Source organism: uncultured Algoriphagus sp. (assembly GCF_963974365.1).
Lineage (GTDB): Bacteria > Bacteroidota > Bacteroidia > Cytophagales > Cyclobacteriaceae > Algoriphagus.
In genome coordinates this window covers 23,324-49,633 of record NZ_CAXBBX010000019.1, presented here as the reverse complement: position 1 = coordinate 49,633, position 26,310 = coordinate 23,324, and the positions used below count along the sequence as shown (strand labels likewise).

General features: G+C 39.7%; 23 protein-coding genes. 9 read left to right on the top strand and 14 right to left on the bottom strand.

The genetic code is table 11. The features are described 5' to 3' along the window. Positions 1 to 32: 32 nt before the first annotated feature. The 5 genes from AACZ87_RS20750 to AACZ87_RS20730 are packed head-to-tail and all read right to left on the bottom strand — an operon-like array spanning position 33 to position 6,683. Positions 33 to 1,283, bottom strand: coding sequence for an enolase C-terminal domain-like protein (locus AACZ87_RS20750; RefSeq protein WP_339869996.1), 1,251 nt, complete (start codon positions 1,281 to 1,283; stop codon positions 33 to 35). 52 nt (positions 1,284 to 1,335) lie between these two features. Then, positions 1,336 to 2,556, bottom strand: coding sequence for a glycoside hydrolase family protein (locus AACZ87_RS20745; protein ID WP_339869995.1), 1,221 nt, complete (start codon positions 2,554 to 2,556; stop codon positions 1,336 to 1,338). Continuing rightward, positions 2,553 to 3,998 carry a sulfatase gene (locus tag AACZ87_RS20740; protein ID WP_339869994.1) on the bottom strand — a complete coding sequence of 482 codons (1,446 nt, stop codon included), beginning with the start codon at positions 3,996 to 3,998 and terminating at the stop codon, positions 2,553 to 2,555. The genes AACZ87_RS20745 and AACZ87_RS20740 overlap by 4 nt, the downstream gene beginning before the upstream one ends. Before the next feature lie 5 nt (positions 3,999 to 4,003). Beyond that, positions 4,004 to 5,077, bottom strand: a complete 1,074-nt coding sequence (locus AACZ87_RS20735) for a Gfo/Idh/MocA family oxidoreductase (protein ID WP_339869993.1) — start codon at positions 5,075 to 5,077, stop codon at positions 4,004 to 4,006. A gap of 7 nt (positions 5,078 to 5,084) precedes the next feature. Then, complete coding sequence (locus tag AACZ87_RS20730; RefSeq protein ID WP_339869992.1) at positions 5,085 to 6,683, bottom strand: sodium/solute symporter; 1,599 nt, start codon at positions 6,681 to 6,683, stop codon at positions 5,085 to 5,087. A 335-nt stretch (positions 6,684 to 7,018) separates the two neighbouring features. Here AACZ87_RS20730 and AACZ87_RS20725 point away from each other — a divergent pair, with 335 nt between their 5' ends. From AACZ87_RS20725 to AACZ87_RS20705, 5 genes are all read left to right on the top strand, one after another. After that, complete coding sequence (locus AACZ87_RS20725) at positions 7,019 to 8,647, top strand: sulfatase (RefSeq protein WP_339869991.1); 1,629 nt, start codon at positions 7,019 to 7,021, stop codon at positions 8,645 to 8,647. Between the two features lie 227 nt (positions 8,648 to 8,874). Continuing rightward, entirely contained in the window at positions 8,875 to 9,450 is a 576-nt protein-coding gene (locus tag AACZ87_RS20720; RefSeq protein ID WP_339869990.1) for a zeta toxin family protein, read from the top strand. Beyond that, entirely contained in the window at positions 9,440 to 9,631 is a 192-nt protein-coding gene (locus AACZ87_RS20715; protein WP_339869989.1) for a hypothetical protein, read from the top strand. The genes AACZ87_RS20720 and AACZ87_RS20715 overlap by 11 nt, the downstream gene beginning before the upstream one ends. 211 nt (positions 9,632 to 9,842) lie before the next feature. After that, positions 9,843 to 10,343, top strand: coding sequence for a peptide-methionine (S)-S-oxide reductase MsrA (gene msrA / locus AACZ87_RS20710; protein WP_339869988.1), 501 nt, complete (start codon positions 9,843 to 9,845; stop codon positions 10,341 to 10,343). 304 nt (positions 10,344 to 10,647) lie between these two features. After that, entirely contained in the window at positions 10,648 to 12,336 is a 1,689-nt protein-coding gene (locus AACZ87_RS20705) for a sulfatase (RefSeq protein ID WP_339869987.1), read from the top strand. Positions 12,337 to 12,623: 287 nt separating this feature from the next. Here the strand turns inward: AACZ87_RS20705 and AACZ87_RS20700 are convergent, their stop codons facing one another. Next, positions 12,624 to 12,974, bottom strand: coding sequence for a GIY-YIG nuclease family protein (locus AACZ87_RS20700; protein WP_339869986.1), 351 nt, complete (start codon positions 12,972 to 12,974; stop codon positions 12,624 to 12,626). Between the two features lie 601 nt (positions 12,975 to 13,575). On the opposite strand from AACZ87_RS20700, the gene AACZ87_RS20695 reads away from it, so the two are divergent. After that, positions 13,576 to 14,373 (top strand): phytanoyl-CoA dioxygenase family protein, encoded by a 798-nt coding sequence (locus tag AACZ87_RS20695; protein WP_339869985.1) that lies wholly within the window; start codon positions 13,576 to 13,578, stop codon positions 14,371 to 14,373. Between the two features lie 475 nt (positions 14,374 to 14,848). Here AACZ87_RS20695 and AACZ87_RS20690 read toward each other — a convergent pair whose 3' ends face one another. From AACZ87_RS20690 to AACZ87_RS20670, 5 genes are all read right to left on the bottom strand, one after another. Then, positions 14,849 to 15,403 carry a hypothetical protein gene (locus AACZ87_RS20690; RefSeq protein WP_339869984.1) on the bottom strand — a complete coding sequence of 185 codons (555 nt, stop codon included), beginning with the start codon at positions 15,401 to 15,403 and terminating at the stop codon, positions 14,849 to 14,851. Between the two features lie 123 nt (positions 15,404 to 15,526). Further along, complete coding sequence (locus tag AACZ87_RS20685; protein ID WP_339869983.1) at positions 15,527 to 16,375, bottom strand: tetratricopeptide repeat protein; 849 nt, start codon at positions 16,373 to 16,375, stop codon at positions 15,527 to 15,529. 461 nt (positions 16,376 to 16,836) lie between these two features. After that, positions 16,837 to 18,516 carry a serine hydrolase gene (locus AACZ87_RS20680; protein ID WP_339869982.1) on the bottom strand — a complete coding sequence of 560 codons (1,680 nt, stop codon included), beginning with the start codon at positions 18,514 to 18,516 and terminating at the stop codon, positions 16,837 to 16,839. A gap of 191 nt (positions 18,517 to 18,707) precedes the next feature. After that, positions 18,708 to 19,466, bottom strand: coding sequence for a hypothetical protein (locus tag AACZ87_RS20675; protein ID WP_339869981.1), 759 nt, complete (start codon positions 19,464 to 19,466; stop codon positions 18,708 to 18,710). 320 nt (positions 19,467 to 19,786) lie between these two features. After that, a complete protein-coding gene (locus AACZ87_RS20670) occupies positions 19,787 to 20,782 on the bottom strand; it encodes a PDDEXK nuclease domain-containing protein (RefSeq protein ID WP_339869980.1) in 996 nt (331 codons plus the stop codon). A gap of 193 nt (positions 20,783 to 20,975) precedes the next feature. Here AACZ87_RS20670 and AACZ87_RS20665 point away from each other — a divergent pair, with 193 nt between their 5' ends. Next, positions 20,976 to 22,379, top strand: a complete 1,404-nt coding sequence (locus tag AACZ87_RS20665; protein WP_339869979.1) for a sugar porter family MFS transporter — start codon at positions 20,976 to 20,978, stop codon at positions 22,377 to 22,379. 2 nt (positions 22,380 to 22,381) lie between these two features. Here the strand turns inward: AACZ87_RS20665 and AACZ87_RS20660 are convergent, their stop codons facing one another. Together AACZ87_RS20660 and AACZ87_RS20655 are read right to left on the bottom strand one after the other, a co-directional pair. Next, a complete protein-coding gene (locus AACZ87_RS20660) occupies positions 22,382 to 23,443 on the bottom strand; it encodes a hypothetical protein (RefSeq protein WP_339869978.1) in 1,062 nt (353 codons plus the stop codon). Beyond that, on the bottom strand, positions 23,436 to 24,068 hold the full coding sequence (locus AACZ87_RS20655; protein ID WP_339869977.1) for an ABC transporter ATP-binding protein: 633 nt from the start codon (positions 24,066 to 24,068) through the stop codon (positions 23,436 to 23,438). Before AACZ87_RS20655 ends, AACZ87_RS20660 begins: the two co-directional genes overlap by 8 nt. A gap of 368 nt (positions 24,069 to 24,436) precedes the next feature. Between AACZ87_RS20655 and AACZ87_RS20650 the strand changes: the two genes are divergently transcribed. Next, complete coding sequence (locus tag AACZ87_RS20650; protein ID WP_339869976.1) at positions 24,437 to 24,757, top strand: type II toxin-antitoxin system RelE/ParE family toxin; 321 nt, start codon at positions 24,437 to 24,439, stop codon at positions 24,755 to 24,757. A 3-nt stretch (positions 24,758 to 24,760) separates the two neighbouring features. Further along, positions 24,761 to 25,207 (top strand): hypothetical protein, encoded by a 447-nt coding sequence (locus tag AACZ87_RS20645; RefSeq protein WP_283411658.1) that lies wholly within the window; start codon positions 24,761 to 24,763, stop codon positions 25,205 to 25,207. A gap of 252 nt (positions 25,208 to 25,459) precedes the next feature. Here the strand turns inward: AACZ87_RS20645 and AACZ87_RS20640 are convergent, their stop codons facing one another. Beyond that, positions 25,460 to 26,299 carry an SDR family oxidoreductase gene (locus AACZ87_RS20640; protein ID WP_339869975.1) on the bottom strand — a complete coding sequence of 280 codons (840 nt, stop codon included), beginning with the start codon at positions 26,297 to 26,299 and terminating at the stop codon, positions 25,460 to 25,462. Positions 26,300 to 26,310: the final 11 nt, after the last annotated feature.

The following is a 26,310-nucleotide window of genomic DNA, read 5'->3' as shown; positions in this document are numbered from 1 at the left end:
GAGCAATTTTGGTAGTTGGCTACCGTGCTCCCTTAATAGTAGTATTCGTATTGTAAAAGATCCGCGCTCATTCCTGGCTCCATGGGAGTTAGGTACTTGCCATCCTTGACAATTGCCGGGGACTTAAAATACTCACGTAAATGAGGAATGTATTCCAAAAGCAAAGCAGGATGTCCCAAAGTAATATGATTGAATAAGACCAAATGCTGGTGAATCTGTCCCATATCTCCCACGTGTGGGACTACCGGTATATTGTATTTGCGGGAAAGTAAACTGATCAAAATGAACTCAGAAACTCCACCTACCCGTACAGCATCCACCTGATTGAATGACATGCATCCAGATTGAATGAAGTTTTTGAATATCACCTTGTTCGGAACATGCTCGCCCAGCGCAAGAGGTACATCGACCGATTTTGCCAAAGCCATATGGGCAAAGACATCATCTGGATGAGTTGGTTCCTCTATCCAATAAGGATTGAGTTCTTTTAATTTGGAGCAAATATCAATTGCTTGAGGTAAATTCCATTGCTGATTTGCATCAAACATAATGGTGGCCTGATCTCCAGCTACTTTCCTCACCAATTCGGCTCTTCGGATATCATGAGCTGCATTTTGAGCTCCTACCTTTAGTTTCATTGCAGCGAACCCATTATCCATAGCAGCTTCCACATTTTGGATGATTTTTTCGTCAGAATAATTGAACCAGCCAATCGAAGTATCGTAGCCAGGGTAACCAGTTTTGATGATGTTTTCACGTGCTGTAATTCCAGCTTTCTGATTTTTGATCAACTCAATGGCCTCATGCTTTGGTAGAATGTCCTCATAGTAAGAGAAGTCCAGCGTGTTTACCAATTGCTCAGGACTCAAATCAGTAAGTAATTTCCACAAGGGAACTTCTTCCGCTTTTGCCCAAAGATCATAGCAAGCATTCACTATCGCTGCCAATGCCAATTGAACCACGCCCTTATGCGGGCCTAACCAACGGAAGTTTGGGTCATCTGCCATTTTTTTATAGGTAGTTCCAAAGTCCGACATCAGTTCATAGATCTCTTTACCTTCTATGTGTTTGACTAGGTATTCTATCGCGTCGCAAACAATTTTATTTCCAGATCCTAAAGTGAAGGCAAGACCTACTCCTTCCAACTCAGTATCAGTGGCAAGCTTACAGACTGCATAGGCATAAACGGGATTAGTATGTACAGCATCAGATCCCGCGCCGTCCTTTAAGTCAAAGCGCATGTCACTCGAAAGGCCTTTTTTAATTACAATAGATTTTCTCATTCTTAAAATGGTTTTGCTGATTTTAATACAGCATAGGTTGATTGCATAGGTTTTAATTTGCAGGGGTCACTGCGAGAGGTATTTGTATATTAAATGAACTTCCGTCCTTTTTGTCGTTCACATTTTCCACAGCGGCTGCGCAATAGAGGTAAAGCGGAATTCCATCATCACTAAGTAGTAGTTGAGGTCGCTCCAGACGATCTAAATGAAGGATTTCTCCATTTTCAAGAGTAACCTCCCGTTTCATAAAAAGAGGCTCGCTCGTGATTTCCCATTTGATGCCATCTTCAGATTTTAGGATCGCCAGGACTTTCTTTTCGCTTTTAGCCACAGTGCCAGTAAAGTCTTTGACCACTGCAAAAAAGCAGTCGTATTTAGTAGAGAACCAGACGTAAGGATCTTCTGTGCTGGCAATTTTCCCGTCCGGCATACGTACATCGAAGATGAATTCATCCCTTGCCGTAAATGGCCCTACAGGTGTGGGTCCAGTCGCTACTCCATGAACACCCTTCCAGGATGGTTCGTAGATGTTTCCTTTGAAGAAAAGCATGTATTCCTTTGTCTTCGGGTTGTAGTCCACGGAGGGATTCACCACAATCAGGTTATCTGGCTTAGCTACGGTTCCTTCAGGAGAAGGATTGACTACTTGGTTAGGCTTGACACGTGTCCGTGGACTTAATAGCGGCTCTGTAGGCCGAGTGAATTTCCCTGCTTCCAAATCTTCAAAGGAATCGAATTTGATCACACCAAGTTGTTGGCTTTGCTGCACACGATTTCTCTTATCCACATCTGGAGCGGTTTGCTCTCCAGGGTCTTTTCCGCCTATATAATAGAGATAGAATGATCCATCAAATTCCTTCACATGTGGATTGTGGACGCCTTGCGCATCCCAAGCATCTACATTTCCATCGTAGCGGGCACCTCGAAGAATAATTTTTTGGAACTCAAAATCCCTGTCAGGATAGTCAGAGATAGCATGTCCAATCTTGCTTTCCAGGACCCAGCTTTTATTAAACTCCTCTTTATCAGCCCCACTTTCCCAGAGAGCAAAGAGCATGTGGTATTTCCCATCTTTACCTTTTACTACTGAACCTCCCCAAACGAAATAATCCTTCAGTTTCAAGGTGGAAGGTCCGTCCAGAAATTGATTTTCTTCGCCTTGTTTCAGCACTGCCTGTACAGGCAAAGGCTTCACTTGAAACTGTGCAGTAGCAATTCCTGAAATGGAAATCAGAAAGCAGGCTAAAGCTATTTTCTTCAATGCAGTTTTCATTTCGAAGCTTGATAATTTATACCCAAATCATTGTCTCTTATCTCAGCCAATTTTTTCTTAAGGATTGCCTGTAATTCATCTAGAGTTGCTTTGTGCGCTGGATCATGGGCAAGATTTGTAAATTGCTGGGGATCATTTTCCATATCAAAAAGCTCCATTCCTGCTGAGGCATCCTCATTGTACTGTATATAAGCCCACTTATCTGTGCGAATCAAAAAGGACTTGCCTCCCTGCGTGACAGAGAAAGCATAATCCCGCACTTTTTTCTTAGGATTGTGTAGAACAGGAACCAGACTTTTCCCCTGAATAGCCGCTGGATATTCCAATCCTGCCAAGTCAGCCAATGTAGGGTAGAGGTCCAGTAGCTCTGTGAAAGAGTTTACTACAGCCGGTTTTTTGCCAGGCACCTTGATCATCATCGGCACGAGAACAGACTCTTCGTGCAAACTCACTTTCATCCAGAACTCGTGCTCATCCAGGTGGAAACCATGATCCGAGGTGAAAATCACAATTGTATTGTCTTCCAATCCTTCTTCTTTCAGCGTCTTTAACACCTTCCCAACTTGCGCATCCATATAGGAAACTGCTGCATAATACCCAGCAATTGCCTTTTGCTTCTGCACGTCATTCATCTCCGCATTGACACTGGTGACGTAGTTTATACCACGTTCAGGTATATCATCCCAATCATTCTCTACCTGCTCTGGTAGCTTAATTTCTTCATATGGAAATGGATCGAAATACTTTGCTGGCGCCACAAAAGGCACGTGAGGTCGAACCAATCCTACTGCTAGAAAGAAGGGCTTGTCTTTATGTTGGCGGATCAATTCGGATGCTTTTTCGGCTGTTTTACCGTCAGAATGTACCAAGTCATCCCCGTCAGCTTGGACTATAGTCATCACATTTCCACCTTTTCGCTCTATGCTTCCGTCAGGGTTGTTTTGCACCAGTTCTGCTTTACCTGCAGCCGTCCATTCAGGACCTTGGGAGTTAAATTTCTCAGTCCAGGAAGCAGGATCATCTGTTCCATCTGACCCTTTTTCTATATCGATCGGCACGCCCATATGATAGATTTTGCTCACTCGGGCTGTGTAGTAGCCATTTTGCTTAAAAAGCTCAGCCAAAGAAGGTCGGTCAGGACCTACATTTTCCCTACCGCTTACGTAGCCATAGGTTTGCGTAGCATTGGGATAATAGCCAAACATAAAGGAAGCACGGGATGGTCCGCAAACTGGATATTGTGTGTACGCGCGGGTAAATAGTGTGCTCTCCTTCGCCAACTGATCGATGACTGGGGTTTTTGGTGCCGGATTTCCGTATGCTCCGAGGGCTGTCGTAGTCAGATCATCAGAGATGATAAACAACACATTTGGCTTGTTCTTTTCTTGGGAAAAAGCTGTAAGTGATAGTAGACAACAGATGATGTAAAGTAGTTTTTTCATGAGGATCAACTTATTTTACCGAATGGGACTCCACCCGTTTCGGATGCTTTGTAAACTGTTTCGACGAGTTTCATAGTCTGAAGAGCGTCTGCTGTACTGTTTGGTAAATGAGTTCCAGGATTTTCGCAGGTTACCTGCAAGGCCGCCATCGAGCCGATGAATGCATGAGGAAACCAGCCACCCTTCAGCGGAATTTCCTGCCAGCCTTTAGGATCATCTAATAGACAGTACTCCATCTTTGGAGCCTGACCTTTGGGATAGTCTAGAGATAGCCCAATCGTTATTTTGATTGCGCCTTTTGTTCCTTCTATTTTGAAGTAGGATTCTTGGTTTTTTAGACCAAACTCATGTCCATGATTTGTTAGAATTCTGGCTTGGGTGAATTCATCGTAATCCAAAATGATGGAGCTTCGTGTATCTGCCAATTCTGTCATTTTGGGATGACGGATGGTGCTGGCATGTACCCGCGAGGGATTTCCCATAAATGAGCGAATCAAATCCAAGTAGTGAACGCTGTGGTAGAGCACTTCCATTCTAGGTTTTTCTTTCAGAAATTCCCAAAGATGCCAGGGTGTAAAGACGCATACTTTCAGCTCCAAGTCATAAATTTCCCCAAGCAAACCCTGCTTAATCATATCCTTGGCTGCTAGCATATAAGGAGCAAACTTCAATTGGAAATTCACTGCTGCGATCAGCTTCTTTTTGAGACAGAGCTCATGGATTTCAGATGCTTCAGCCAGTGCTTCGCCCATTGGCTTTTGGATCAACACTGCCGTGCCATTAGGCAACTGCTCAAGAATCTGGATAATCTGATCTGCTGGGACGGCAAGGTCGATTATCGCGTTTTGCTCAACGGCGGCTTTAATCAATTCCGATAAATCAGAAAATGTCTGAGATACAATTGGAAACTCAGCTTTTGCAGTCTCACTTTTCGCTTTATCCAAATCATAAACTCCCATGACCTTCCATCCAGCCAAGGTATAAGCAGGTAAGTGAGCATTTGTCACTATCCCACCTGCACCTATAATTGCAATAGGGCGAGGGTTCTGAGGAAGTATAGGAGACTGATTTAAATTCATATTTGCTTTAATAGAAAATCATGTAAATGGTTAGCATTATGGCTACAAGGAGGGCACTCAACACTTTTGTTTTGGTAGAGGACGATTCTATGCTGAGATAGAAATCTCCGGTAACGGAACTTGCCTGTTTATCAGTAAATGAAGTGGCCCAGTAAATCAAACTGGAGATCAGAAAGAAAATATAGGTTTGCCTAAGCCAATTGATACCAAGTCCCTCGCTACTGGAAATGTAATTTTCTACTCCTCCGATCGGAATATACTTTTCTATCATGAAAATCACTCCGGCAAATAAACTCCCACCAAGTAAGGTGACAAAAGCAGCAGTTGAAGTTCCTTTTGGAGACAAAATTCCAAATAAGAAAACCGCAACTATAGATGGAGCGAAGATGGAAAACATCTGATTGATGAGTTCGAAAATGGCGCCAAGGTTGCCTAAGAATGGAGACCACGCCACAGCCAGCACTAAAACCGCTATTGCCGAAATTCGTCCAATTCTGATCTTCCTACTATCCGATAGATTTGGGTTGATTCTTCCAAAAACATCATATACTAAGAGTGTGGAGCAGCTATTCAATGCCGCTGCCACAGAACTCATCACTGCTGCGAGTAAAGCTGCCACCATCAATCCTTTTAGCCCGATTGGCATTAGATTCATAATCATAATCGGAAGCACTGATTTGGTGTCACCACCTATTTCATCTTTGAATAAAGCAAAGGCAAGAATCCCCGGAATCACCATGATAAAGACTGGCAGGATCTTCAGAAAGCCTGCGAAAATGGCTCCGAGTTTTGCCTGATTTTCTGATTTGGCACCAAGGACACGCTGTACGATCGTCTGATCTGTACACCAATACCATATACCTAAAATCAAATGCCCGAAAAGCATATCCAGAAAAGTGAAGCCTTTCGCTTCCGAATCAAAAGCTACTGCATGGAGACGGTCGGCTGTAACAGTATTTTTTAATTCCGCATAGCTAGTAATTCCTACATCTGGAAGTGCAAAAATTGCAAGTAAAGTCACCGTTAGCGAACCTAAAATTAGGATCACTGTCTGAATAGTTTCGGTGACTACGACTGAAGTAAGCCCACCGATAATGGTATATATTCCGGTTGCAAGGGCAATAATTACAATGGAGCTGAGGATGTTAATTCCGAATATTTGCTCGAAAACTACCGCCCCTGCATAGAAGCTGACACCAATATGCATAAATAGAGCCGCCAGTATGCTGAATATTGCAAGAATGATACGGGAACGCTGATCGTATCGCTTTTCCAAAAACTCAGGAAGCGTGGTGATTTTCGTTCTTAGATAGAATGGTATAAATACAAAAGCGAGTACGAGCAGTTCAAATGCTGAGAACCATTCGAAGTTCCCCCAAACTATGCCGTCTATAAATCCTGATTCTGCTAAACCTACCAAATGGACGGTAGAAATATTAGAGGCAAAAAGTGAAGCGCCGATTACAGACCAGGTCAAAGATTTCCCCGCAAGAAAATAGCCTTTACTAGTTTTCCTCTTTTTGGAAGAAAACCATAGCCCAATGACAACTATTGCCAGCAGGTACACAATTATTATTAGTAAGTCTAATGCGCTTATTGAGGTCATTGCATCGGGTTGTTGAATACCAAATATGGGGCATAAACAATTGCCTTTATTGGTAAATCGCTACTAACATAATTAAATTAGTGCTAGAGCCCTAGTTTGTCTCTTAATTTTTTGTTCACTAATAGTATTAGGTTAATTTTCCGATGATATTACCAGCGCATTAACAATGGAATGTTTGGTCTATCGAAGCGATGTAGATTTATTAAGTGCTTAATTTCTGTTTTGAATTCCAGCACTTAATACCGTACAAGCCATGGAATTTTGATAGATTTTCTTCTAAACGGCATGATTTGATCAAATAACTATAAATTCGAACTTCAATAAAAAAATACACTATGTCTGAGTCAAAACTCTATTTTCTTTTTTTAGTTGCGGCTTTTGCATTTAGCTGCAACGCTAAGGAGGAGCAAAAGCAACCCCAAAAGCCCAATATTATCTTTATCATGGCTGATGATCACGCTTATCAGGCCATTAGTGCCTATGGTGGAGGGTTGAATGAGACGCCAAACATAGATCGAATAGCAAAAGAAGGAGCGATTTTTACGAGAGCAACAGTGACTAATTCCATCTGCGCTCCAAGCCGTGCAGTTTTGCTAACTGGTAAGCATAGTTTCATGAATGGCAAAGTGGATAATATCCAGCCATTCAATTGGGATCAGGATAATTTCCCGAAACTGATGCAGGCAAATGGCTACACTACAGCACTAATTGGTAAGATCCACTTGGACGGACAGCCTCAGGGTTTTGATTATTCTATGGTTTTGCCTGGACAGGGTCACTATTATAATCCCGACTTTTTAATCAATGGGGAGAAAAAGCGAATAGAAGGCTACGTCACAGATATTACTACCGATTTGGCTTTGGACTGGTTGGAAAATGGACGAGATAAGGAAAAGCCTTTTGTAATGCTTTATCACCAAAAGGCTCCTCACAGAAATTGGAAGCCAGCGCCAGAGTACTTGACATTGTATGATGACAAGGAATTCACTCCTCCGACTAATTTCTTTGATGAAGAAACGAATTACCAAGGCAGAGGAACAGCTGCTCGTGAGCAGGAAATGGAAATCGATGAGATTATGCGTTGGGGTCGTGATTTGATGCTGGAAGTAAATCCTAACGGTGATAGTACTGGTTTGGCAGGAGATTTAAAGCGATTCAATCCTGAGCAATTGAAGGCTTGGAGAGAAGCTTTTGATCCAAAGAATGCAGCTTTCCTAAAAGCTTACGGACAACTGGACGAGAAGACCTTGAGCATGGAGAAGAAACGTGAGATCGCGATCTGGAAGTACAATCGCTACATCAAAAATTACCTGCGTACAATCAAATCCGTGGATGATGGAGTAGGAGAGGTTTTGGATTATTTGGAAGCAAATGGTTTGGCAGAAAACACCATCGTAGTTTATACTTCTGATCAAGGATTTTACTTGGGAGAGCATGGCTGGTTTGATAAGCGATTTATGTACGAGGAATCTTTCCGTACTCCGCTTTTGGTAAAGTATCCAAAAGAAATCAAGCCAGGAACTACCATCAAAAACTTGGTTCAGAATCTTGATTTTGCGCCTACATTCCTTGACTATGCAGGTATTGAAGCTCCGACTGAGATGCAGGGCGAGTCTTTCAGAAAGCTAGTCAGCGGAGAAAGTAAAGAATGGAGAGACGCCGTTTACTACACCTATTACGAATACCCTGCTGAACATAGCGTGAAGCGTCATAATGGCGTCGCCACCGATAGATACAAGCTGATTCACTTCTATTATGACATCGATGAGTGGGAACTTTACGATCTGGAAAAAGACCCTAGTGAAATGAATAATGTCTACGATAATCCTGAGTATGCTGAGGTGAGGGAAATGATGCACAAGAAATTTGAGGAGGTTCGCGAAAAGTATGGAGACAGCGATGCGAATGATAAGCGTTTCCTGGATGAGTATATGGAAGTTTATAACAAGAGGAATGGAAAGTGATATTAGTATCCGGAAAGATGCCAGTTCCCTTTATTTCTTTGGTAAACAGGTTGGAAGACCGAAGACCGGAGACCGAAGTAGCCTTAAACTTAGCATCTGCCAAATCCTATGATACTTTTGTCAAATAGTATAGATGGTTGAAATAAGTATAGCATTAAAATAAGTAGGTTTTATAGGAATTATCAAGTTTCCACAATCATTAGGACTAAAGCGTATCTTTGAATGTAATGAAGAAATTATATGTCATAGCAGGATGTAATGGAGCAGGGAAAACCACAGCTTCTTATACAATTTTGCCAGAGATTCTTGATTGTAAGGAATTTGTCAATGCTGATGAAATTGCACGCGGAATTTCTCCTTTTCAGCCAGAAAAAGCGGGAATAGAGGCAGGAAGATTGATGTTGAAGCGAATTAAAAAACTGTTAGACTCAGGAGAAAATTTCGCCTTTGAAACCACTCTTTCAACTAGAAGCTATGTCCAGTTTATTGATAGAGCAAAGGAATTGGATTATCAAGTGACTTGCTTATTTTTTTGGCTTAATTCTGAAGAATTGGCTATTTCAAGAGTGAAAACAAGAGTAAAAGAAGGAGGTCACCATATTCCAGAAGATGTAATTAGAAGGAGGTATAAAGGTGGTCTGAAGAATTTTTTCAATTTATTTCTGAATAAAGTGGATAACTGGCTATTTGTAAATAATTCAGGAGATGATTATGAGATTATAGCAGAGGGGGCTTTGAATGAAGAGACAATTAATAATGTTAAACAATGGGAAGAATTAAAAGGGCATTACTATGGGAACTAAAGAACAGTTGAAAGAGGAAAGGGATAGAATAGTCAAAGGTTTAGAGGAAACTTACAGAAAGCTTATAGAATACAAAAAGCAAAAGAAAAGCCCAATGATTGTGGTAAGGAACGGGAAAATTGTAGCGGTTGACCCCAATGAAATACTACCCACCACATTGTACAAGCGAAATCCGGGCTGAATTTCTTAAACTTCGCATTGTTACTCCTATTGCAATTGGGAGAAGGGAGCTCTATAAAAAGCTTCGAAAACCTTCACTACGTGCATTTTTGACCGATACTTAATTATTTGTCGATGAAATTGGAGCACAAATGCCGATTTGACTTTAATAGGCAAGTCAGGCACTTGTGAATTATTACAACCAAAATGCATTAACGCTAAACCAAAACAAAATGAGCAATACCAAAAAAGCATACATCGCAGGAGGCTGCTTCTGGGGGATGGAAGATCTCTTCAGAACACGTCCGGGAATCGTAGATACAGAAGTTGGTTACCAAGGTGGTGAAAATGAAAATCCAACCTATAAAAACCATCCAGGTCATGCTGAAGGCATAGAATTGACCTATGATCCAAGCCAAACGTCATTTAAAGAAATTTTGGATTACTTCTTCAGAATGCACAATCCTACGACGGTGGATCAGCAGGGAAATGACATGGGCTCGAGCTATAGATCAGCGATTTTCTACCAAAATGAGGAAGAAAAAGCGGAAGCTCAGGAAATGATTGACTTGGTCAATGCATCCGGTAAATGGCCTGATAAGGTAGTGACTACGTTGGAACCTTTTGCGCCGTTCTGGCCAGCAGAAGACTATCATCAGGATTACTTGGTGAAAAACCCGAATGGATATACTTGTCACTTCTTGAGGTTTGAGGAGAGTTTTATTGAGGGGTGAGGAAGACGGATGACCGATGTAGGGTGCCCGATGTAAGGTGAACGAAGACGGAAGACCGAAGACGGAAGACCGAAGACGGAAGACCGAAGACGGAAGTAGGCTGATGTCTAAAGTTAAGTATTTCTTATGAAGCTTTTGACTCTTTGCCTTTCTGCCAGTATGAAAAACAAGCAATAAAAGAAGAGGTCAGATCAATTGTTGAGGCCGCACCGGTCATCGGACATCCGACATCCGGCAAACCAACGAAAGTGTAGCAACTGACATCTTTAAACACAAATATCTATACTCAAAAAACCACCTTAAAATGAAGCATAGTTTAAAATCTTTTTTCCTCAGTTCCTTGGCTATACTTGCTTTTGCATGTAAAACCGAAGAGGCTGAAAAAACTGCGGAGCGGCCAAACATCATCTTTATCATGTCGGATGATCATGCGTATCAGGCTATTTCTGCTTACGACAATACCTTGATCGAAACTCCGAACATTGATCGCATAGCGAAAATGGGGATGCTTTTCACTAATGCATCTGTGACCAATTCTATCTGTGCGCCTTCTAGAGCAACCATTTTGACTGGAAAACACTCGCACATCAATGGAAAAGTGGATAATCATTTTCCCTTTGATACCACAAATGTGACTTTCCCGCAGATCCTTCAGGATGCAGGATATCAGACGGCCATGTTTGGAAAGTTGCACTTCGGAAACAGTCCAAAAGGCTTTGATCAATTCAAGATTTTGCCAGGTCAGGGTGCTTATTACAACCCTGATTTTATCACCAAAAATGAGGGAAACATCAAAGTTGAAGGCTATGTGACGGATATCATCACAGATATGACCTTGGATTGGTTGCAAAATGAGCGCAAGGCCGATCAGCCTTTTATGTTGATGTACCTTCACAAGGCGCCACATCGCGAATGGCTTCCGGCTGAAAGACATGTAGAGGAATTCACCAACAGAACTTTCAAAGAACCGGCGACACTTTTCGATGACTACTCAGGAAGAGGTAGAGCTGCGCACGAGGCTGAGATGAATCTCCTGACAGATATGCACTGGTCTGGGGACTCAAAAGTTTACCCGGAAGTGATGGACGAATTGGGCATAGAAGGAACATCCGGTTGGGACAAGGGAGCTTTTGATAGAGAAGTAGGCAGAATGAATGAAACTCAGCGTGCCAACTGGGACAAGGCGTATATGAAAGTGAATGAAGACTTCAAAAAAGCCTACCCAACCATGACGGAAGAGGATAAAATGAAGTGGAGATATCAGCGCTACATGCAGGATTACCTAGGCACGATCAAAGCTGTGGATGAAAATGTAGGTCGGGTGTTGGATTATTTGGAAGCAAATAATTTGATGGAAAATACGATAATCGTCTATACCTCTGACCAAGGTTTTTACCTAGGAGAGCACGGTTGGTTTGACAAGCGATTTGTGTACAATGAGTCTTTCAAAACACCTTTATTGATGGCTTGGCCAGGCAAAGTAGAAGGAGGAACCAAATCAGATGAGATGGTCCAGAACCTGGATTTTGCACAGACATTCTTAGCTGCAGCAGGGATCGAAGCTCCATCTGATATGCAGGGAGAGAGTTTGTTGCCTTTGCTTACTGGGGAAACAGATAAGTGGACCCGTGATGCGGTTTACTACCACTATTACGAATATCCATCGGTGCATATGGTGAAGCGTCACTATGCGATCATTACCAAGGAGTATAAACTGGTTCACTACTACTTTGATAATGACGAATGGGAATTGATCGATCGTAAGAAAGACCCTATGGAGTTGACCAATGTCTATGATGATCCAGCTTATGCAGAGATAAGAGCAGATTTGCATAAGCAGTTGGATGATATGAGAGAAAAATATGGTGATAGCTCAGAGCTAAGTCAGGAATATATCGATATGTATCTGGATGATTTGGCAGAACGCCAAGGATTCTTTGGAGCCAAAGACACTACCTTGATTGATAAGATTTTTGAGGAGAGAAAGAAATAATTTAACAAAAGTACTGTGAAGCCCGGATGAGAGTCTGGGCTTTTTTTTTAAACCGCAAAGGTCGCGGAGGTTAACGCAGTGGGCGCAATTGTCAGGCTAATCGAAGTAGTATGTCAGGCTGAGCGCAGTCGAAGCCTCTTTTAAAGTAAATGAAGTTATTGTCCTCGACTTCGCTCGGACTGACACGATTTACGGTTAAAAACATAATCCGTCATTGGTAGCGAAGTCGTTCTCATCCTGAGCGAAGTCGTATGTCAGGCTGAGCGAAGTCGAAGCCCCCCTTCAACCTAGGAAGACTTTTCATCAGTTTTAGAGGTCAATAAATTCGCCTTTAAATTTTTATGAGAAGTCTCATTCTTGCATACCGCTAATTCTTTCAATTTATCCCACTCATCATTAATCATTGCGAGTTTTTTCTTTTTGCTCCATCCTTTGATTTGTTTTTCAAAAGAAATAGCCTCTTTGATTTCTTGAAATTCCTGAACAAACACTAACTCCAAAGGCCGTCTTTTTGCAGTATAGCAAAAGGGATCTATGCCTTCAGAATGTTCAGCCAATCTCCTTTCCAAATTATTTGTAACTCCTGTATAGAAAGTATTGTCGGAGCATTTCAGTATGTAAACGAAGTATATTTTCATACAATTTCAATTTAAAAAGGCAGTATTACAATTACAAAATAGTAATTACCAAGCACATAATGTAAATATCAAAGTTGTATTAAACTACAATTAATGTGACTTTTGAGAAAAGATTTATTGACTTATTTACTGTCCTCGACTTCGCTCGGACTGACACGATTTACGGTAAAAACATAATCTGTCATTTGTAACGAAGTTGTTGTCAGGCTGAGCGAATTGTATGTCCTCCTGAGTGAGGTTTTGGTTAAGCTGAGTGAATTCTATGTCAGGCTGAGCGAAGTCGAAGCCCCTTTATTCGAATACCCTTACTGTCCTCGAACCTCGAAACTCCCGTTTCTCGGGTGCTCGGACTGACACGATTTGTCATGAAATTTACAATCCGTCATTGGTAGTGAATTCGATATCAGGCGGAACGAAAATGTTGTCAGGCTGAGCGAAGTAGTTGTCAGGCTGAGCGAAGTCGAAGCCCCTTTTAATTTAGGTAACATTAATGTCCTCGACTCCGCTCGGACTGACACGATTTGCGGTAAAAACCACTTTTTATTAAAATCTATTTTATTACCCATTTGAGCTTCCTAATTTGAGTACAAATCCACAGCCCATGAATAACCTCAATCATCCCTATCCAATCTCTCCTGAGGCCAAAGCTTTTTACCAGGAAAATAACTTCATCAAACTCAAGCAAGTACTCAGTCCTGAGGAAGTCGCTCATTTCAATGAAGTGATTTCGGCTGAAGTCCAACGGAAAAACACGCAGGATAAACCCATGGAGGAGCGGGATACCTACAGCAAGGCATTCTTGCAGATTTTTAATTTGTGGACGGAATCTGAGGAAGTCAAAAAGTTGGTGCTCAGCAAACGACTAGCGCAAATCGCTGCTGATCTGATGGGCTGCGAGCAAGTTCGGATATATCACGATCAGGCCTTATTCAAAGAAGCGGGTGGAGGAATTACTCCTTGGCATGCCGATCAGTATTACTGGCCGATAGATACCGATAATACCATTACCGCTTGGATTCCTCTTCAGGCAACTCCGCTGGAAATGGGGCCGCTGGAGTTTTCTGCCGGAAGCCAGCAGATTGTTTTTGGTAGAGACTTGGAAATAGGGGATGACTCCGAACTGAAAATCAAACAGAATCTTCGTATCAACAACTTTGATCATGTGATCGAAGCATTTGATTTGGGAGAAGTGAGCTTCCACTCAGGATGGGTTTTTCATCGTGCCGGAGCAAATCAAACGGATAAGATGCGAAAAGTGATGACTGTGATTTACATGGATGCAACTGCCAAACTGATGACTCCCAAGAATGATAACCAGATCCATGATTGGAATACCTGGTGTCCGGGAGCGAAGATCGGAGAGGTGATCGATACGGAATTGAATCCTGTAGCTGGCTGAGTTTATTGAAAGGATTTAGATCTGTGTAATCAGGAAACTTCTTATAATACAGTCTGAAATCACGCCGGTATTTTAAGTTGTAAATGTAAAGTACAAATCTAAATTATAGGAAGGCATAGCTGGAAACTACGCCTAGTGGGTGATGATAGAATTAGCTTGTATTATGAAAATCAAAGGGTATATTATAGAGGATAATTATTGTAGATTAGTGATATTTTTATTTAGAAAGTTGAATATAAAAATATATTAAGTTTCTCGTGAAGAGCATGGAAAATATGGAGCCTTAGGTGGTGTGAAATGTAAATTGATAATCAGATTATTCTTAAGTATATTATTATCAAAAATAGTTGGAGTTCTGATTTAGATATCTTAGATATTTATAAATACTAAGGGTCTGGAATTTTATCTATCAAAAGTTTTTTCCTCCTAATAGAATAATTCACATAATATAATTCCTTCAGTCTTGCATTCAACATTACTTAAAAGGTAAGGTAGATATTTCTATTTTTGGAAATAGCCCTTCCTTTTTCAACGAATAATAGAATGAAGCTGCCCATTCATCAGCTAGTTTAACTTTTGGGCCTATTGTAAGCTTTAATAAAGAAGAGTTTATAGGAGCTAATTCGACATAAACTTTTGTGGGAGTAAAGTTTTCATCTAATATTTCGGAAAAAAATGAATTAGATAGTACTAGTCGTGTTTCAAATTCATGTTGATACTCCTTTGTTTTAAACAGATAAGCAACCTCGCTTATTCGTTGTAAAATATCCTTAGTTAATTCAATTTTTGCACTTATAGTTTTTAACTCTTCTAGTTTTTTAAGTAGCTCCTTATCATTTTTATCATTACCACTTTTGCAAAAATTATCACCTAAATAAGCTACCCTATAAAACCTAAACTCTTTAGCAATCTCATCGTTCCATTGATCTTTACCATTATTTAAAATATTTCGAAATTCTTCTATGAATTTCGTCCCATCAATCAATAGTGAACATCCCTCTGCTTCTTCTTTATTTTCCTTTCCATACATTCTCCAAAGTGCTAAATCATTATATAAATCAGGGTTGACAAAACTTCCTATATAAGGCTTTTTAATAAATTCATAAGAGACTGAATAATTTGTAATCCTTCCTTTATCAATTTCAAGGAAGGATTACAAAGTCCTTCCTTCAGACGTGTCGTTTAAGAAAGTAGCTTCAGAAATCCGCAATTTACTTTTGTTAAAAATTAAAGCTCGTGTGGCTGATAAACTGGTATAATGGGTTATGTTATAGCTTTCAGTGTGAAGTAATTCTTTTATCCTTTCAATTATTACACTGATATTATTGTAATCGTTATTTAATTCTCTTTTATTAATTTCATTAAGAGTCTCTTTGACTCTTTGATACATATAATCGTAATCCTTTAAATTAAGTTCAATTACTTTATTTAATAAACTTGAGGCTAAATCATAATTTTCAATTTTTATATATACTTTTGCCAAATCATAATAACTCCAACCAAAAGTTGGATTTAGTTCTATAGATTTTTCATAACTCTTTATTGCAAAGTTATATTTAGAAACGATAAAATATATGTCACCTAAATCCGAATAAACCAAAAAATTGCTTGGTTCTAATTTTGAAGCAGCCTTTAATAAACTAATTGCCTTGTCAAACGATTTTTCATTTTTATATATACGAGAAAGATTAAAATACACTTCAAATATATCCTTATCCTCCTTAAGTATATCTTCATATAAATCCTTAGCTATTTTATATTTTGCCAGACTATAGTATAAATTCGCTTCTAGAAGTTTTAAATCAATACTAGTTTTAATTTCTTTCATTGTTTGAACCAGCATTAATAATTCGTTAAGTAGTTGCTCCTTGTCTTGGCTTGAAAGAAGCTTTACATAAGAATAAGAAGATAGTCTTTCAACTTTTTTAATGAAACTACTTAAATTTTCTTCTCGAATTATTTTCTCTATTTCAATAATTTCTTGCCTAATGTTATTATTCATAAATTGATTCTCTTTTTATTTAAATTTTAATAGGATGTAAATGAAGGCTTAACCTTTTCTTTTATTCTCTCTAACATCTCAATTTTCATCTCTTGAAGATTTGCTCTCCGAAAAAAGCAAGTTTTTAGTTGTAGTTTATACCCTGTACAGGGTATTTTATCTTTATTTAAAAAGTTAGTCAACTTGTGTCAGGCCTGTTTCTTTGATCCTCCCTTCCTTTTAAATTTTTATGATACGCTCGCTCAGAACTAACCACTGAATTGCTAAAATCCCATAATGCCTTATTTTATCGCTTCGTTTTCCCAAACTTTAACCTGATCCCATGAAGCCTACTTATGCTTACAACCAAACTTATATTTAGCTGATTAGACTTACTTCAGCACCGAGTGGGTTTTCAGTTTTAACAATTTGGTTTGGTATCTGAGCCGTCTTAATGGCTTAACCCCTTTGTTGTTTGCGGTTTAATTTATCTTTTCAAAAAATAAGTTTTGGACACGACCATTGGACACTTTACAGCCTGTGATTACCTTGTTTTCATCTCTGATGAACTCGACTTGCCCAAAAAACCAAGCTTCACCGAAAAACATATCGTCCTTTACGTAATTCAATTTGAAATCACTTAATCGGCTGTGTTTTGCAACCAGGCGATCATCGACAACAGTGAATGTGTAAGTGGTAGATAGTTCTTCACTATAATATTCTCCAGAATAGTCAGCAAGATTTACGTAAGACTTGTTGGATTCAGTTACTCTTGGTGCATCCATTATTTGACCTCCCTGATGAAGTTTTATAAGTTTTATATTTTCTCCTTCATTAGGAATAAACTCAATTTTAGCTTCAACTCCTTCGACCTTAAATTCGGTAGTTGATATTGGAGTCAATGGAAACTCAGGTTGACCTGTCGCTTTGCCCGATAATTGGCCACTTTTTAAATTAATACTAATTACGAATCCAGGTTGTAATTCAAAATCACCCACATAAGTATTCAATACATTTTCATCAACAGTAATTGCTTCAGAGTTGCTGGCTTCTTTTATTTCTTCTGGTTTGTCTTCGGGTTTTAGTTTGTCTTTTAGATAGATATCTACAATTTGATGTGCTATACCTCCTGTGTTGAATTCGGCTGAATTACTAAAAACAATTACGGCAAAATTTTCGCTAGGATAACGAGAAAAATAAGAACGATAACCAGCATCTGCACCACCATGTTGTATTTCGTTTAATCCTTTATAATCACCAACAAATTGACCAAGAGCTCCTCCGAAAGTTTCACCATTGTTCAGCACAGCCAGAGTATTCATTTTATTAATGCTAGTTGAATCGCCTACTTTTATGTCCGCAAAATTCATTGCCCATAGACTCAAATCCTCAACAGTAGTAAAAAGGCTTGTTGCTCCAACATTCGCATAGTTCAAAACACTTTTTTTGTATCCACTAGAATCAGGATAATAGGAATAGGCCCTGTTCTTTACGATTTTCTCATGATCATCATAAAAAAGTGTGTTATTCATTTCTAAAGGTTCAAAGATGTTGGTCTTGGTAAATTCAGCAAAAGACATGTCAGAAACTCTGGAAACTACCTCAGCCAAAAGTGTAAAGCCGGTGTTACAATAGGAAAATTCATCACCTGGATTAAAGTTTAGTTCCTTTTGCTTACTCACAAGTTTCAGAACGTGCTCTTTGGTAATGACATCATCCAATCTCCAACCAGCCATTGATAGTAGATTCCACTGATCTCTTAATCCACTGGTATGAGAAGCTAAATGTCTCAATGTAATGGTCTTGCCAAAGTCTGGTACTTCAGGAATGTATTTTCTGATATCATCATCTAAGTTTAGTTTGCCTTGTTTTTCCAAAAGTAAAATTGAAAAAACAGTAAACTGTTTGGATACAGAAGCAATGTGAAATATGGAAGATGGGGTGATCGGGATGTCGTATTCTAAATTAGCAATGCCATATCCTTTCTTATAGATGATTGCCCCATCTTTTACGATTGCTACCGCTGCTCCTGGCGTATTATCCGTATCCCATTTCGTAAAAAGTTCGTCGACTTGTTTCTCTTTCTCCATTTGAGCTTGGAGGTTACTTATTGGAATAAATAGAAAAATAAGTAATGATAAGCTAGTCAGGATCTGCTTCATAAGTAAAAGGTTTAATTGAGAAAAATTCTACCGCTTGTTGGCTCAATAAATTACATATGTTTTAAATATACTTATTTAATTCCTTTAGAAACCTCCTTCTCCATTTTGCGAGCTGTGACTAATTCATACAGAACTAACCACAGGATTGCTGAAATCAGAAAATGCCCTATTTATTGTTTTAACTAAAATGTTTAAAATTCTAATTCCATTCTTAAAGAATTTTGTCTGATTTCATCATGATTCCTCCGTAGGCTATCAGGATATGGAAAAAAGAGAGTGTCCTGTTCCAACTTTGTTGTCAATGGCTTTATGAACTGTAATTTCTCGTTATCGCTGATGGAATCTATTAATAATAAGTTAAACCAATCAATCGAATAGCTTGCGAGTTCACCAAACTCTTTTGAAAAATAAATGCAATAATCACAGTCATCGCACCTTCCAATATAAGCAAAACAGTAAATTTTAAACTGCCTTTCTCCAATAGTATAATTGCGAAAATCGACGTAATTAAATTGCTCAACTGTGTCTTGTGGATAAGGTGAGTCCTCCAATATTTTTGGTCGTGAATAAGTAATTCTTTTAAAGGTAGAGCCATCGTTATCTTCCTTTAGTTCAAGGTGACTTTTGTTTTGATTATGCTCGATTACAATTCCGTCATTCAATCCTTTATTCTTTAAGTAATCATATACGACAGTATCGATAAGACTGAAATAGAATTTTTGAATTTCATTTCCATCAAATCTGTAGATGGAGTCAAGAATATTCTCGGTAAACCAAGTGGAATTAGAAGCTGAAATTTTTTGTCTTTCATAATAGATACCAGATGCTTTTTTTGGTTTGCCATTCTCGTAATAGGGGTAATCCTTGTAAGTAACAGTCTCATATTCAGTTGGTTTTTCAATTGTGCATGAACCTAGAATTATAATTAAAGCGTAAAATATATTCCTCATTCAGTTTTTCTTAAAAGTTAGTTTATGTAGAGCATTTGCGGGCTTTCTTTAACAGTTTTTTAATAAATATTTTCCTCTTTTCTACCTTTTTAAATGCGAATGCTGTGCGTTCACATTTGAAAAGGTTTTGAAAGGCATCCGACAAAGTTCTAATTAGTTGCAGTAACCACAGGATTACTGAAATCCCAAAATGCCCTATTTTATGGTTTCGTTTTTCCCAAAACCTAAGCTGATCCCATGAAGCCTACCTATACTTATAACCAAACTTATATTTGGCTGATTAGCCTTACACTTTTGGGTAGAAGTGTTTGACAAATTCCTTAGCTGTCTTGTATGATTTTTTCGAATTCTTTCTCAATTTCCTCTTTCTTCGGGAGGTATAATTGGTATTTGCTTGCTAGGATATTGGTGTTGTGTTTAGGAAGGGCATATTCCACCATGGTATTGTTTTTATCAGCGCAGAGTATGATGCCGATCGTAGGATTTTCATCTGCCTGCTTTTCAGTTCGATCGTAATAATTGACGTACATCTGTAGCTGTCCTAAATCCTGATGTGTCAGCTTGTGTGTTTTTATTTCTATCAAAACAAAACACCGCAACAGTCGATTGTAGAAAACCAAATCAATGAAATAGGGATCATCTTCCAATTGAATTCTTTTTTGTCTGGCTACAAATGAAAAGCCATTACCTAGCTCCAATAAAAAGGTTTGCATATTGGAGATTAGGGCATTTTCCAGATCTTTTTCATAGTATGAGGCTTGAGGTTTTAATCCTAAAAATTCCAGCACCATCGGGTCTTTGATTATTTCTCTTGGGCTTTCAGGTTGAGCTTCTTTTTTTGCTACGGCAAGTACTTTCTCTTTCTCGTTACTGAGCAAAAGCCGCTCGTATAACTGACTGTTAATCTGTCTTTCCAATTGTCTTGCACTCCAATTGTTGTTGCAGGTTTCTTCTATATAATAGGTTCTTTTGTCTACATCTTCAATACGAATCAACAGTCGGTATTGAGTCCAGTTTAATTGTGAACGCAGTGCGTTCATTATTGGGAAGGTGAGGTAAAACTGCCGGCAAAAATTAAGTTGTCTAAAAGAATAACCGCTACCGAAGTCATTTTCGAGGACTTCAGCCAGGTTTTTTAGTAGGAAAGTCCCGTAATCTGCACGTTCTTTTCCGTTTTGCTCTTCTTCTACGATATGCCTACCGATTTCCCAATACATTAATACCCGTTCATGATTTACTGCACGAACCGCATTTGCTTGCGCCTGAGAAATGATTTGCCGGATATTCTCTACAAACGATTTAGAGATTTGCTTCATAGTGTCTTCATAAACGAATGATATACTAATATAAATGCTAATCTTTATTTGTGAGTCTAAGCTTTAGCCATTTGCAGAAAGGGTAATAAAATGGATTCATTCTTTCAGGTTGAGCACAGGATTGCTGAAATCGCAAAAAGCCCTATTTTATGGTTTCGATTTTGCGCATTTTCCCAAAACCCAACCTGAACCCATGAAGCCTACCTATACTTACAACCAAACTTATATTTGGCTGATTAGCCTTACTGCTGCTCTGGGAGGGTTTTTGTTTGGCTACGATTGGGTAGTGATAGGAGGAGCCAAGCCATTTTATGAGCCTTTTTTCAATATCACTTCTGTTGGCGATCAGGGTTGGGGAACAAGCTCGGCACTCATTGGCTGCATGATCGGAGCGGGGATTTGCATCTTGATTTCGGATAAGTTTGGGAGGAAAAGATTACTGATTGCCTCTGGTTTATTGTTTTCCATTTCAGCAATAGGAACTGCCTTGGCTGGTACTTTCTGGGAATTCAATTTCTATAGAATCATCGGTGGCGTAGCGATGGGAGTAGCACTAAACCTCTCACCGCTTTACATAGCCGAACTTTCACCTCCAGAAAAGCGCGGCAAAATGGTATCGATCAACCAGCTGCTAATTATGATCGGAGTTTTGCTTGCTCAGATAATCAACTGGCAGATTTCTCTTGCGGATACCCAATTGGCTGATAATGCTACTTTCGAGATGATTGCAGCAAGTTGGTCTGGGCAAAATGGCTGGAGATGGATGTTTGCTGCGGAGGCTATTCCAGCGTTCTTGTTTTTTGTGTTGATGTTTTTTGTGCCTGAGTCCGTGCCTTGGTTGGTCAAGAATAAGGAAGAAGGTAGAGCGCGTAAAATTCTCCAACGGATCGGTGGGAATGCTTATGCCGAAGACTCAATTGCCGAGGTAAAAACCACTTTGAAGGAAGGTGATTTTGGGCAGGTGAATCTGAAGGAATTGTTCCAGAAGCGAATTATGAAGCTACTCGGAATCGGTATTTTCCTGGCTTTTCTCCAGCAGTGGTCTGGGATCAATGTAGTGATCTATTACGCTGCTGATATCTTCCAGGCGGCGGGTTATAATCTCAAGCAGATGATGCTGAATATCGTGGTGATTGGTGGGGTGATGGTGCTATCGGTATTCATTACCATTTTCACAGTGGATAGATTTGGTAGGAAGAAACTCCTGCTGATCGGTACTTCTGCGATGGCGATTTTGTATGGGCTGATTGGCTACTTTTTCTTTATAGATCTCGGTGGAAATGCAGTTGTATTTGCTGTATTGGCCAATGTGATGTTTTATTCCTTCACCTTGGCACCCTTGCTTTGGGTAGTGCTCTCAGAGATTTTTCCCACGCGTATCCGCGGAGCGGCGATTTCCATAGGAGCGCTTGCGCACTGGATTGGGAACTTCACCCTGACCTATTTCTTTCCTGCGATCCGTGAGAATCTAGGCTGGGCAAATAACTTCTGGCTTTACGGTGCAATCTGCGCTTTTGGGTTCCTGGTGATTTACTATGTGTTGCCTGAGACGAAGGGCAAGTCTTTGGAAGAAATAGAAAAGGAATTGGTGGGGTGAACTCAGACCGAGTACCTAGCCCTCACTGAAACCAAAAAAGGAAGTAAGCAAAGCGCAGAAATAATCAGCGGATGAATCCCGAATATCACAAGCAGGAATAGGAAAAAGAAAACCAAATAGCCAAGTTTTAAGGCTTTCTCCTGCTCATTTCTCAATTTGATAAGACCATAGATCCCCATATTGATAGCGATCAAGAGGATAAGCAAAAAGACTAGATCTGGAATGTTTTCGAGGGTACCAAACTTAAAGACCAGCAAGGCAAGTTCTGGGAAAAGAATGAGTAAAATAGGAACTGAATGTTGCCAGATCTTTCTAGAATAACTCAATGGCATATTGTGGAAATAGCTTAGTTCGGCTGATTCAAATCCATCTTTCTCCAGCCAAATTGGAAAGTGAACATAGGCCGCGCAGAGTAGCCCAAACTCCAGCCAACGCAGGTCGTAGCCACCACCAAAATAGAAGTAGAAAAATCCATTCAGCAGGAAGATGCTGATGATTTTCACTGCCAAAACCAGCAGGGTTCTGTTTTCTCTCAAATGCATCAAAAACCAAAATTCGAAGCTTAGATTCCTGAAAATTGCAGGTCTAACTCGGGTGCTTTCGGGAAATGGTTTTTTGAGTTTAAAATATAGGAGCGTAATATCAGCCAAGAAAATCCCGATAAGGAAAAGCCAAAGTAACCCGAGTTTTACTCCAGCATGAATCCCGATTCCTACATAAGTAAGCAAAACCGAATAGGCTAAAATCAGGGCATGATTTGCTAGCCAAACAGGCAGGAAGTTTCGGGCAAGTTGTGGCCAGGTAAAAAAGCCAAGTTGATGAAAGATTCTATAATGCTTGTCATTCAAAAGTCGGATCTGAAATCGTTTTTGAGCCAAAGTGTAAGCCAAAAAGATTAACAGGATAGCATAAAAACCTGTGGAATTTTGAAGCAGTAGATCGGCTATCATGAGGTGTTGCTTCATTTCCATAAAGACACCAAAAATCAGGATTACCAATATGAAAAAGCCAAGAAAAGCCCGGTAGAAAGTGATTACAAAAGTCTTGAAAAACAGCTCATTCATGACTTTGGATCAGGTTGCCATTAGCGATAGTCAGTACAGAATCATACCCAAAAAACTCCTCAAAATCTGCGATATGGGAGGTGAGGAGAAAGCTTACTCCGCGTTCCATTTCACGTTTTACCAGTTCGGTAAGACGCTTCTGGGAACCCACATCGATGGTGGTGTAAGGTTCGTCCAGAATGATCAAGCTGGGTTTGCCCAGAAATGCCAAGATCAAGCCTGCTTTTTTCAACATGCCGGAGGAATAGGTAGAAATCGCGTTTTTGGAATACTCAGCAATTCCCAGGATCTCTTTCAATGAATCGATTTGAGAATGATCAGCTCCTTTGGTTTTGGAGACAAAAGCGATCAACTCATCTAAACTTAGAAAATCCGGAAATAGGGGTTCTGCTTCAGAGTAATTTACCAGCTTGCGAAAGGAGATAGGTTTATTCTTCAGTGAAATCCCATCCAACTTAATTTCCCCTTCAAAGTCATGAATCCCAGCAATCGCCTTAAGCAAAGTAGATTTCCCTGAGCCATTTTCACCTTTGATTAAATGTATGCCTTTAGCCAAGTGGAGTGAATCAATCTCCATCTGAAAGCCGGTGGGGTAAGTTTTTTTGAAGTGCTGTATTTCTAGCATAAAGTTTTAACCGCAGAGGTTCGCAAAGTTCACGCAAAGGACGCAGTTGTCCTGCTTCTCCGGAAGCTGGACTTGCGTTTTGCTTAGAAGTCAATTTCAGAAATTCTGGGTTATGGTGGGAGGGGTTTAGGAATTTTAACCTAGTTGGAATTGGTTATTTCACCCATTTATAGAAAACCCAGTAGTTATAAGATGTACCAATTTTTGGTATATTAAAACCAAACAGCATCAGGATGAACAAAAACACATCAATATCACTCGGAAATCATTTTGACCAATTTGTTCAAAATAGAAATATGGATGGTTGATTTAGCAATGTAAACGAAGTCAAAAACATCTTGAATCCTTAAAAGCCAATAAGCAGACAAATGGCTAACCATAAGCAGACAAAAGGAGCTGTTTTAGATTTGGCTAATAGTTGGGATTACATCTTTGATATGGGGGCAGAAAACCAAGCCGACAAGTATTATGAATCCCTAATAGGAACCTGCCAGGTTATTGCATACAAGCCAGCTTTAGGTCAAAGTTACGAGGGGATCACAAAAGCGTTGCTTGGAATGAGGTCAAATCGACACATAATTTTCTATCGAAAAGTGAATGAAGATTATGTGGAAATCACCAGGATCCTCCATGAAAGAATAGACTTGAGAAATCGACTGTTAGAGTTAGATAAGCATTTAAAAACATAGACTATGATACAGCTTCCTGGCAATACTAATTTTTTATTTATTAAATATCTGCTGATCACTGGTACGGTAGCCATTATAACAATTGTACTGTTGATCTTAATTATGGTGGGAACCATTGGGGAAAGCAGTAGTGGATTAGCAATTGGCTTTGCTATTGAACCGATGCAAATTTTTATGATTTGTTTGTTAATCTTTTGCTCACTTGCGATAGCTTATTTCATTGGGCCACATGCTGCTCAGGCTATTAGTCAAGGAAGGAATGGGGTATTTATAGGTGTTAAATGCCTGTTAGTTTGCTGGACGGTACCTTGTTTATTAATAATGTTTTTTGCTTCAGTCTCTGATCTATCATTGAGTGGGTTGATAAGAATTGTAATTACTGCTCTAGCTCCTGCTTTAGTGTTTGGGCCAATTATTGGGCTTGCTATGAGGAAGGAATTAGAGAGGTGATTCCAAATCCCACTGTTGTCCTGCTTCTCCAGAAGCTGGACTTGTTTTTTGCTTAAACAGTCAATTTCAGAAATTCTGGGTTATGGTGGGAGGGGTTTAGGAAATTTAACCTAGTTGGATCTAGGTTTTATACTGATCGGGGTTGTATGGTTGTTTTAGTAGCTGAAAAGTTGAATGGCTTATAGCGGCAGTACAATGAAAACCGCCATAAGCCATCGAGAGCTATTAGGTACTCTAGTTTCTGCTTAGTGATTAGTTCAAAATAGCCTTGACTGATTCAGAAAGTGGCGTGGTAGGGTGGCCAAGAAGTGAGGACAGGGTTTTGCTATCGTCGTATAAATCTCCTTTGGATGCACTCACATCCCAACTTGCTATTCCATCTGCATATACTTCAGGTAATCCAAAGCTTTTAAGCGCTTGGCTGTATTCTGCCTCAGGGAGATTTTTATAAGGGATCTCTTTTCCAGTTTGTTTGGAGATTTCCTTTGCCAAATCTTCCAGTGTAAAAGAATCATCTCCTGCTAGTTCATATACTTTGCCTTTGTGTTTTTCATCTGTAAGCACAATGGCTGCAGCTTCGGCAAAGTCTTGACGGCTTGCTGATGATATTTTCCCATTTTCTGCGCTGCCGATAAATGCTCCTGATGCTATTGCTCCTCCTACAGAACCCATGTAATTTTCCGTGTACCATCCATTTCTTAATAGGGTAAACGTAATTCCTGATTCGTGTAGTAATTTTTCTGTGATCAAATGCTCCCCGGCAAGGCTAATGGTAGTGGTGTTGGCTTTGAGTATACTTGTGTAAACTATCCATTGAACTCCTGCTTTCTTAGCTGCATCGATGACATTTTTATGCTGGCTAGCTCTTTTGCCAATCTCATTTCCTGAGATAAGCAGTAGCTTATCAATCCCTTCCAAGGATGCGGCCAAATCTTCGGGTTTTTCATAATCAAAAGCTCTTGCCTCTACCTCTTGTACTTTTTCAGGAGAGCGAACGAGTGCTACGAGGTTAGAAGTCCCCTGCTTTTTAATCAATTCCTCCAAAACTAGGCTTCCAAGTTGTCCGGTAGCACCGGTGATTCCAATTTTCATACTATTAAAAT

Excerpts from the sequence above, each read along its gene's own strand:
- AACZ87_RS20740 (WP_339869994.1), bottom strand. The coding sequence starts at position 3,998 with ATGAAAAAACTACTTTACATCATCTGTTGTCTACTATCACTTACAGCT.
- AACZ87_RS20685 (WP_339869983.1), bottom strand. The coding sequence starts at position 16,375 with ATGAATAATAACATTAGGCAAGAAATTATTGAAATAGAGAAAATAATT.
- AACZ87_RS20650 (WP_339869976.1), top strand. The coding sequence starts at position 24,437 with ATGGCTAACCATAAGCAGACAAAAGGAGCTGTTTTAGATTTGGCTAAT.
- AACZ87_RS20675 (WP_339869981.1), bottom strand. The coding sequence starts at position 19,466 with ATGAGGAATATATTTTACGCTTTAATTATAATTCTAGGTTCATGCACA.
- AACZ87_RS20645 (WP_283411658.1), top strand. The coding sequence starts at position 24,761 with ATGATACAGCTTCCTGGCAATACTAATTTTTTATTTATTAAATATCTG.
- AACZ87_RS20665 (WP_339869979.1), top strand. The coding sequence starts at position 20,976 with ATGAAGCCTACCTATACTTACAACCAAACTTATATTTGGCTGATTAGC.
- AACZ87_RS20680 (WP_339869982.1), bottom strand. The coding sequence starts at position 18,516 with ATGAAGCAGATCCTGACTAGCTTATCATTACTTATTTTTCTATTTATT.
- AACZ87_RS20695 (WP_339869985.1), top strand. The coding sequence starts at position 13,576 with ATGAATAACCTCAATCATCCCTATCCAATCTCTCCTGAGGCCAAAGCT.
- AACZ87_RS20690 (WP_339869984.1), bottom strand. The coding sequence starts at position 15,403 with ATGTATGGAAAGGAAAATAAAGAAGAAGCAGAGGGATGTTCACTATTG.
- AACZ87_RS20735 (WP_339869993.1), bottom strand. The coding sequence starts at position 5,077 with ATGAATTTAAATCAGTCTCCTATACTTCCTCAGAACCCTCGCCCTATT.
- AACZ87_RS20700 (WP_339869986.1), bottom strand. The coding sequence starts at position 12,974 with ATGAAAATATACTTCGTTTACATACTGAAATGCTCCGACAATACTTTC.
- AACZ87_RS20745 (WP_339869995.1), bottom strand. The coding sequence starts at position 2,556 with ATGAAAACTGCATTGAAGAAAATAGCTTTAGCCTGCTTTCTGATTTCC.
- AACZ87_RS20730 (WP_339869992.1), bottom strand. The coding sequence starts at position 6,683 with ATGACCTCAATAAGCGCATTAGACTTACTAATAATAATTGTGTACCTG.
- AACZ87_RS20655 (WP_339869977.1), bottom strand. The coding sequence starts at position 24,068 with ATGCTAGAAATACAGCACTTCAAAAAAACTTACCCCACCGGCTTTCAG.
- AACZ87_RS20750 (WP_339869996.1), bottom strand. The coding sequence starts at position 1,283 with ATGAGAAAATCTATTGTAATTAAAAAAGGCCTTTCGAGTGACATGCGC.
- AACZ87_RS20670 (WP_339869980.1), bottom strand. The coding sequence starts at position 20,782 with ATGAAGCAAATCTCTAAATCGTTTGTAGAGAATATCCGGCAAATCATT.
- msrA (WP_339869988.1), top strand. The coding sequence starts at position 9,843 with ATGAGCAATACCAAAAAAGCATACATCGCAGGAGGCTGCTTCTGGGGG.
- AACZ87_RS20660 (WP_339869978.1), bottom strand. The coding sequence starts at position 23,443 with ATGAATGAGCTGTTTTTCAAGACTTTTGTAATCACTTTCTACCGGGCT.
- AACZ87_RS20705 (WP_339869987.1), top strand. The coding sequence starts at position 10,648 with ATGAAGCATAGTTTAAAATCTTTTTTCCTCAGTTCCTTGGCTATACTT.
- AACZ87_RS20725 (WP_339869991.1), top strand. The coding sequence starts at position 7,019 with ATGTCTGAGTCAAAACTCTATTTTCTTTTTTTAGTTGCGGCTTTTGCA.
- AACZ87_RS20720 (WP_339869990.1), top strand. The coding sequence starts at position 8,875 with ATGAAGAAATTATATGTCATAGCAGGATGTAATGGAGCAGGGAAAACC.
- AACZ87_RS20715 (WP_339869989.1), top strand. The coding sequence starts at position 9,440 with ATGGGAACTAAAGAACAGTTGAAAGAGGAAAGGGATAGAATAGTCAAA.
- AACZ87_RS20640 (WP_339869975.1), bottom strand. The coding sequence starts at position 26,299 with ATGAAAATTGGAATCACCGGTGCTACCGGACAACTTGGAAGCCTAGTT.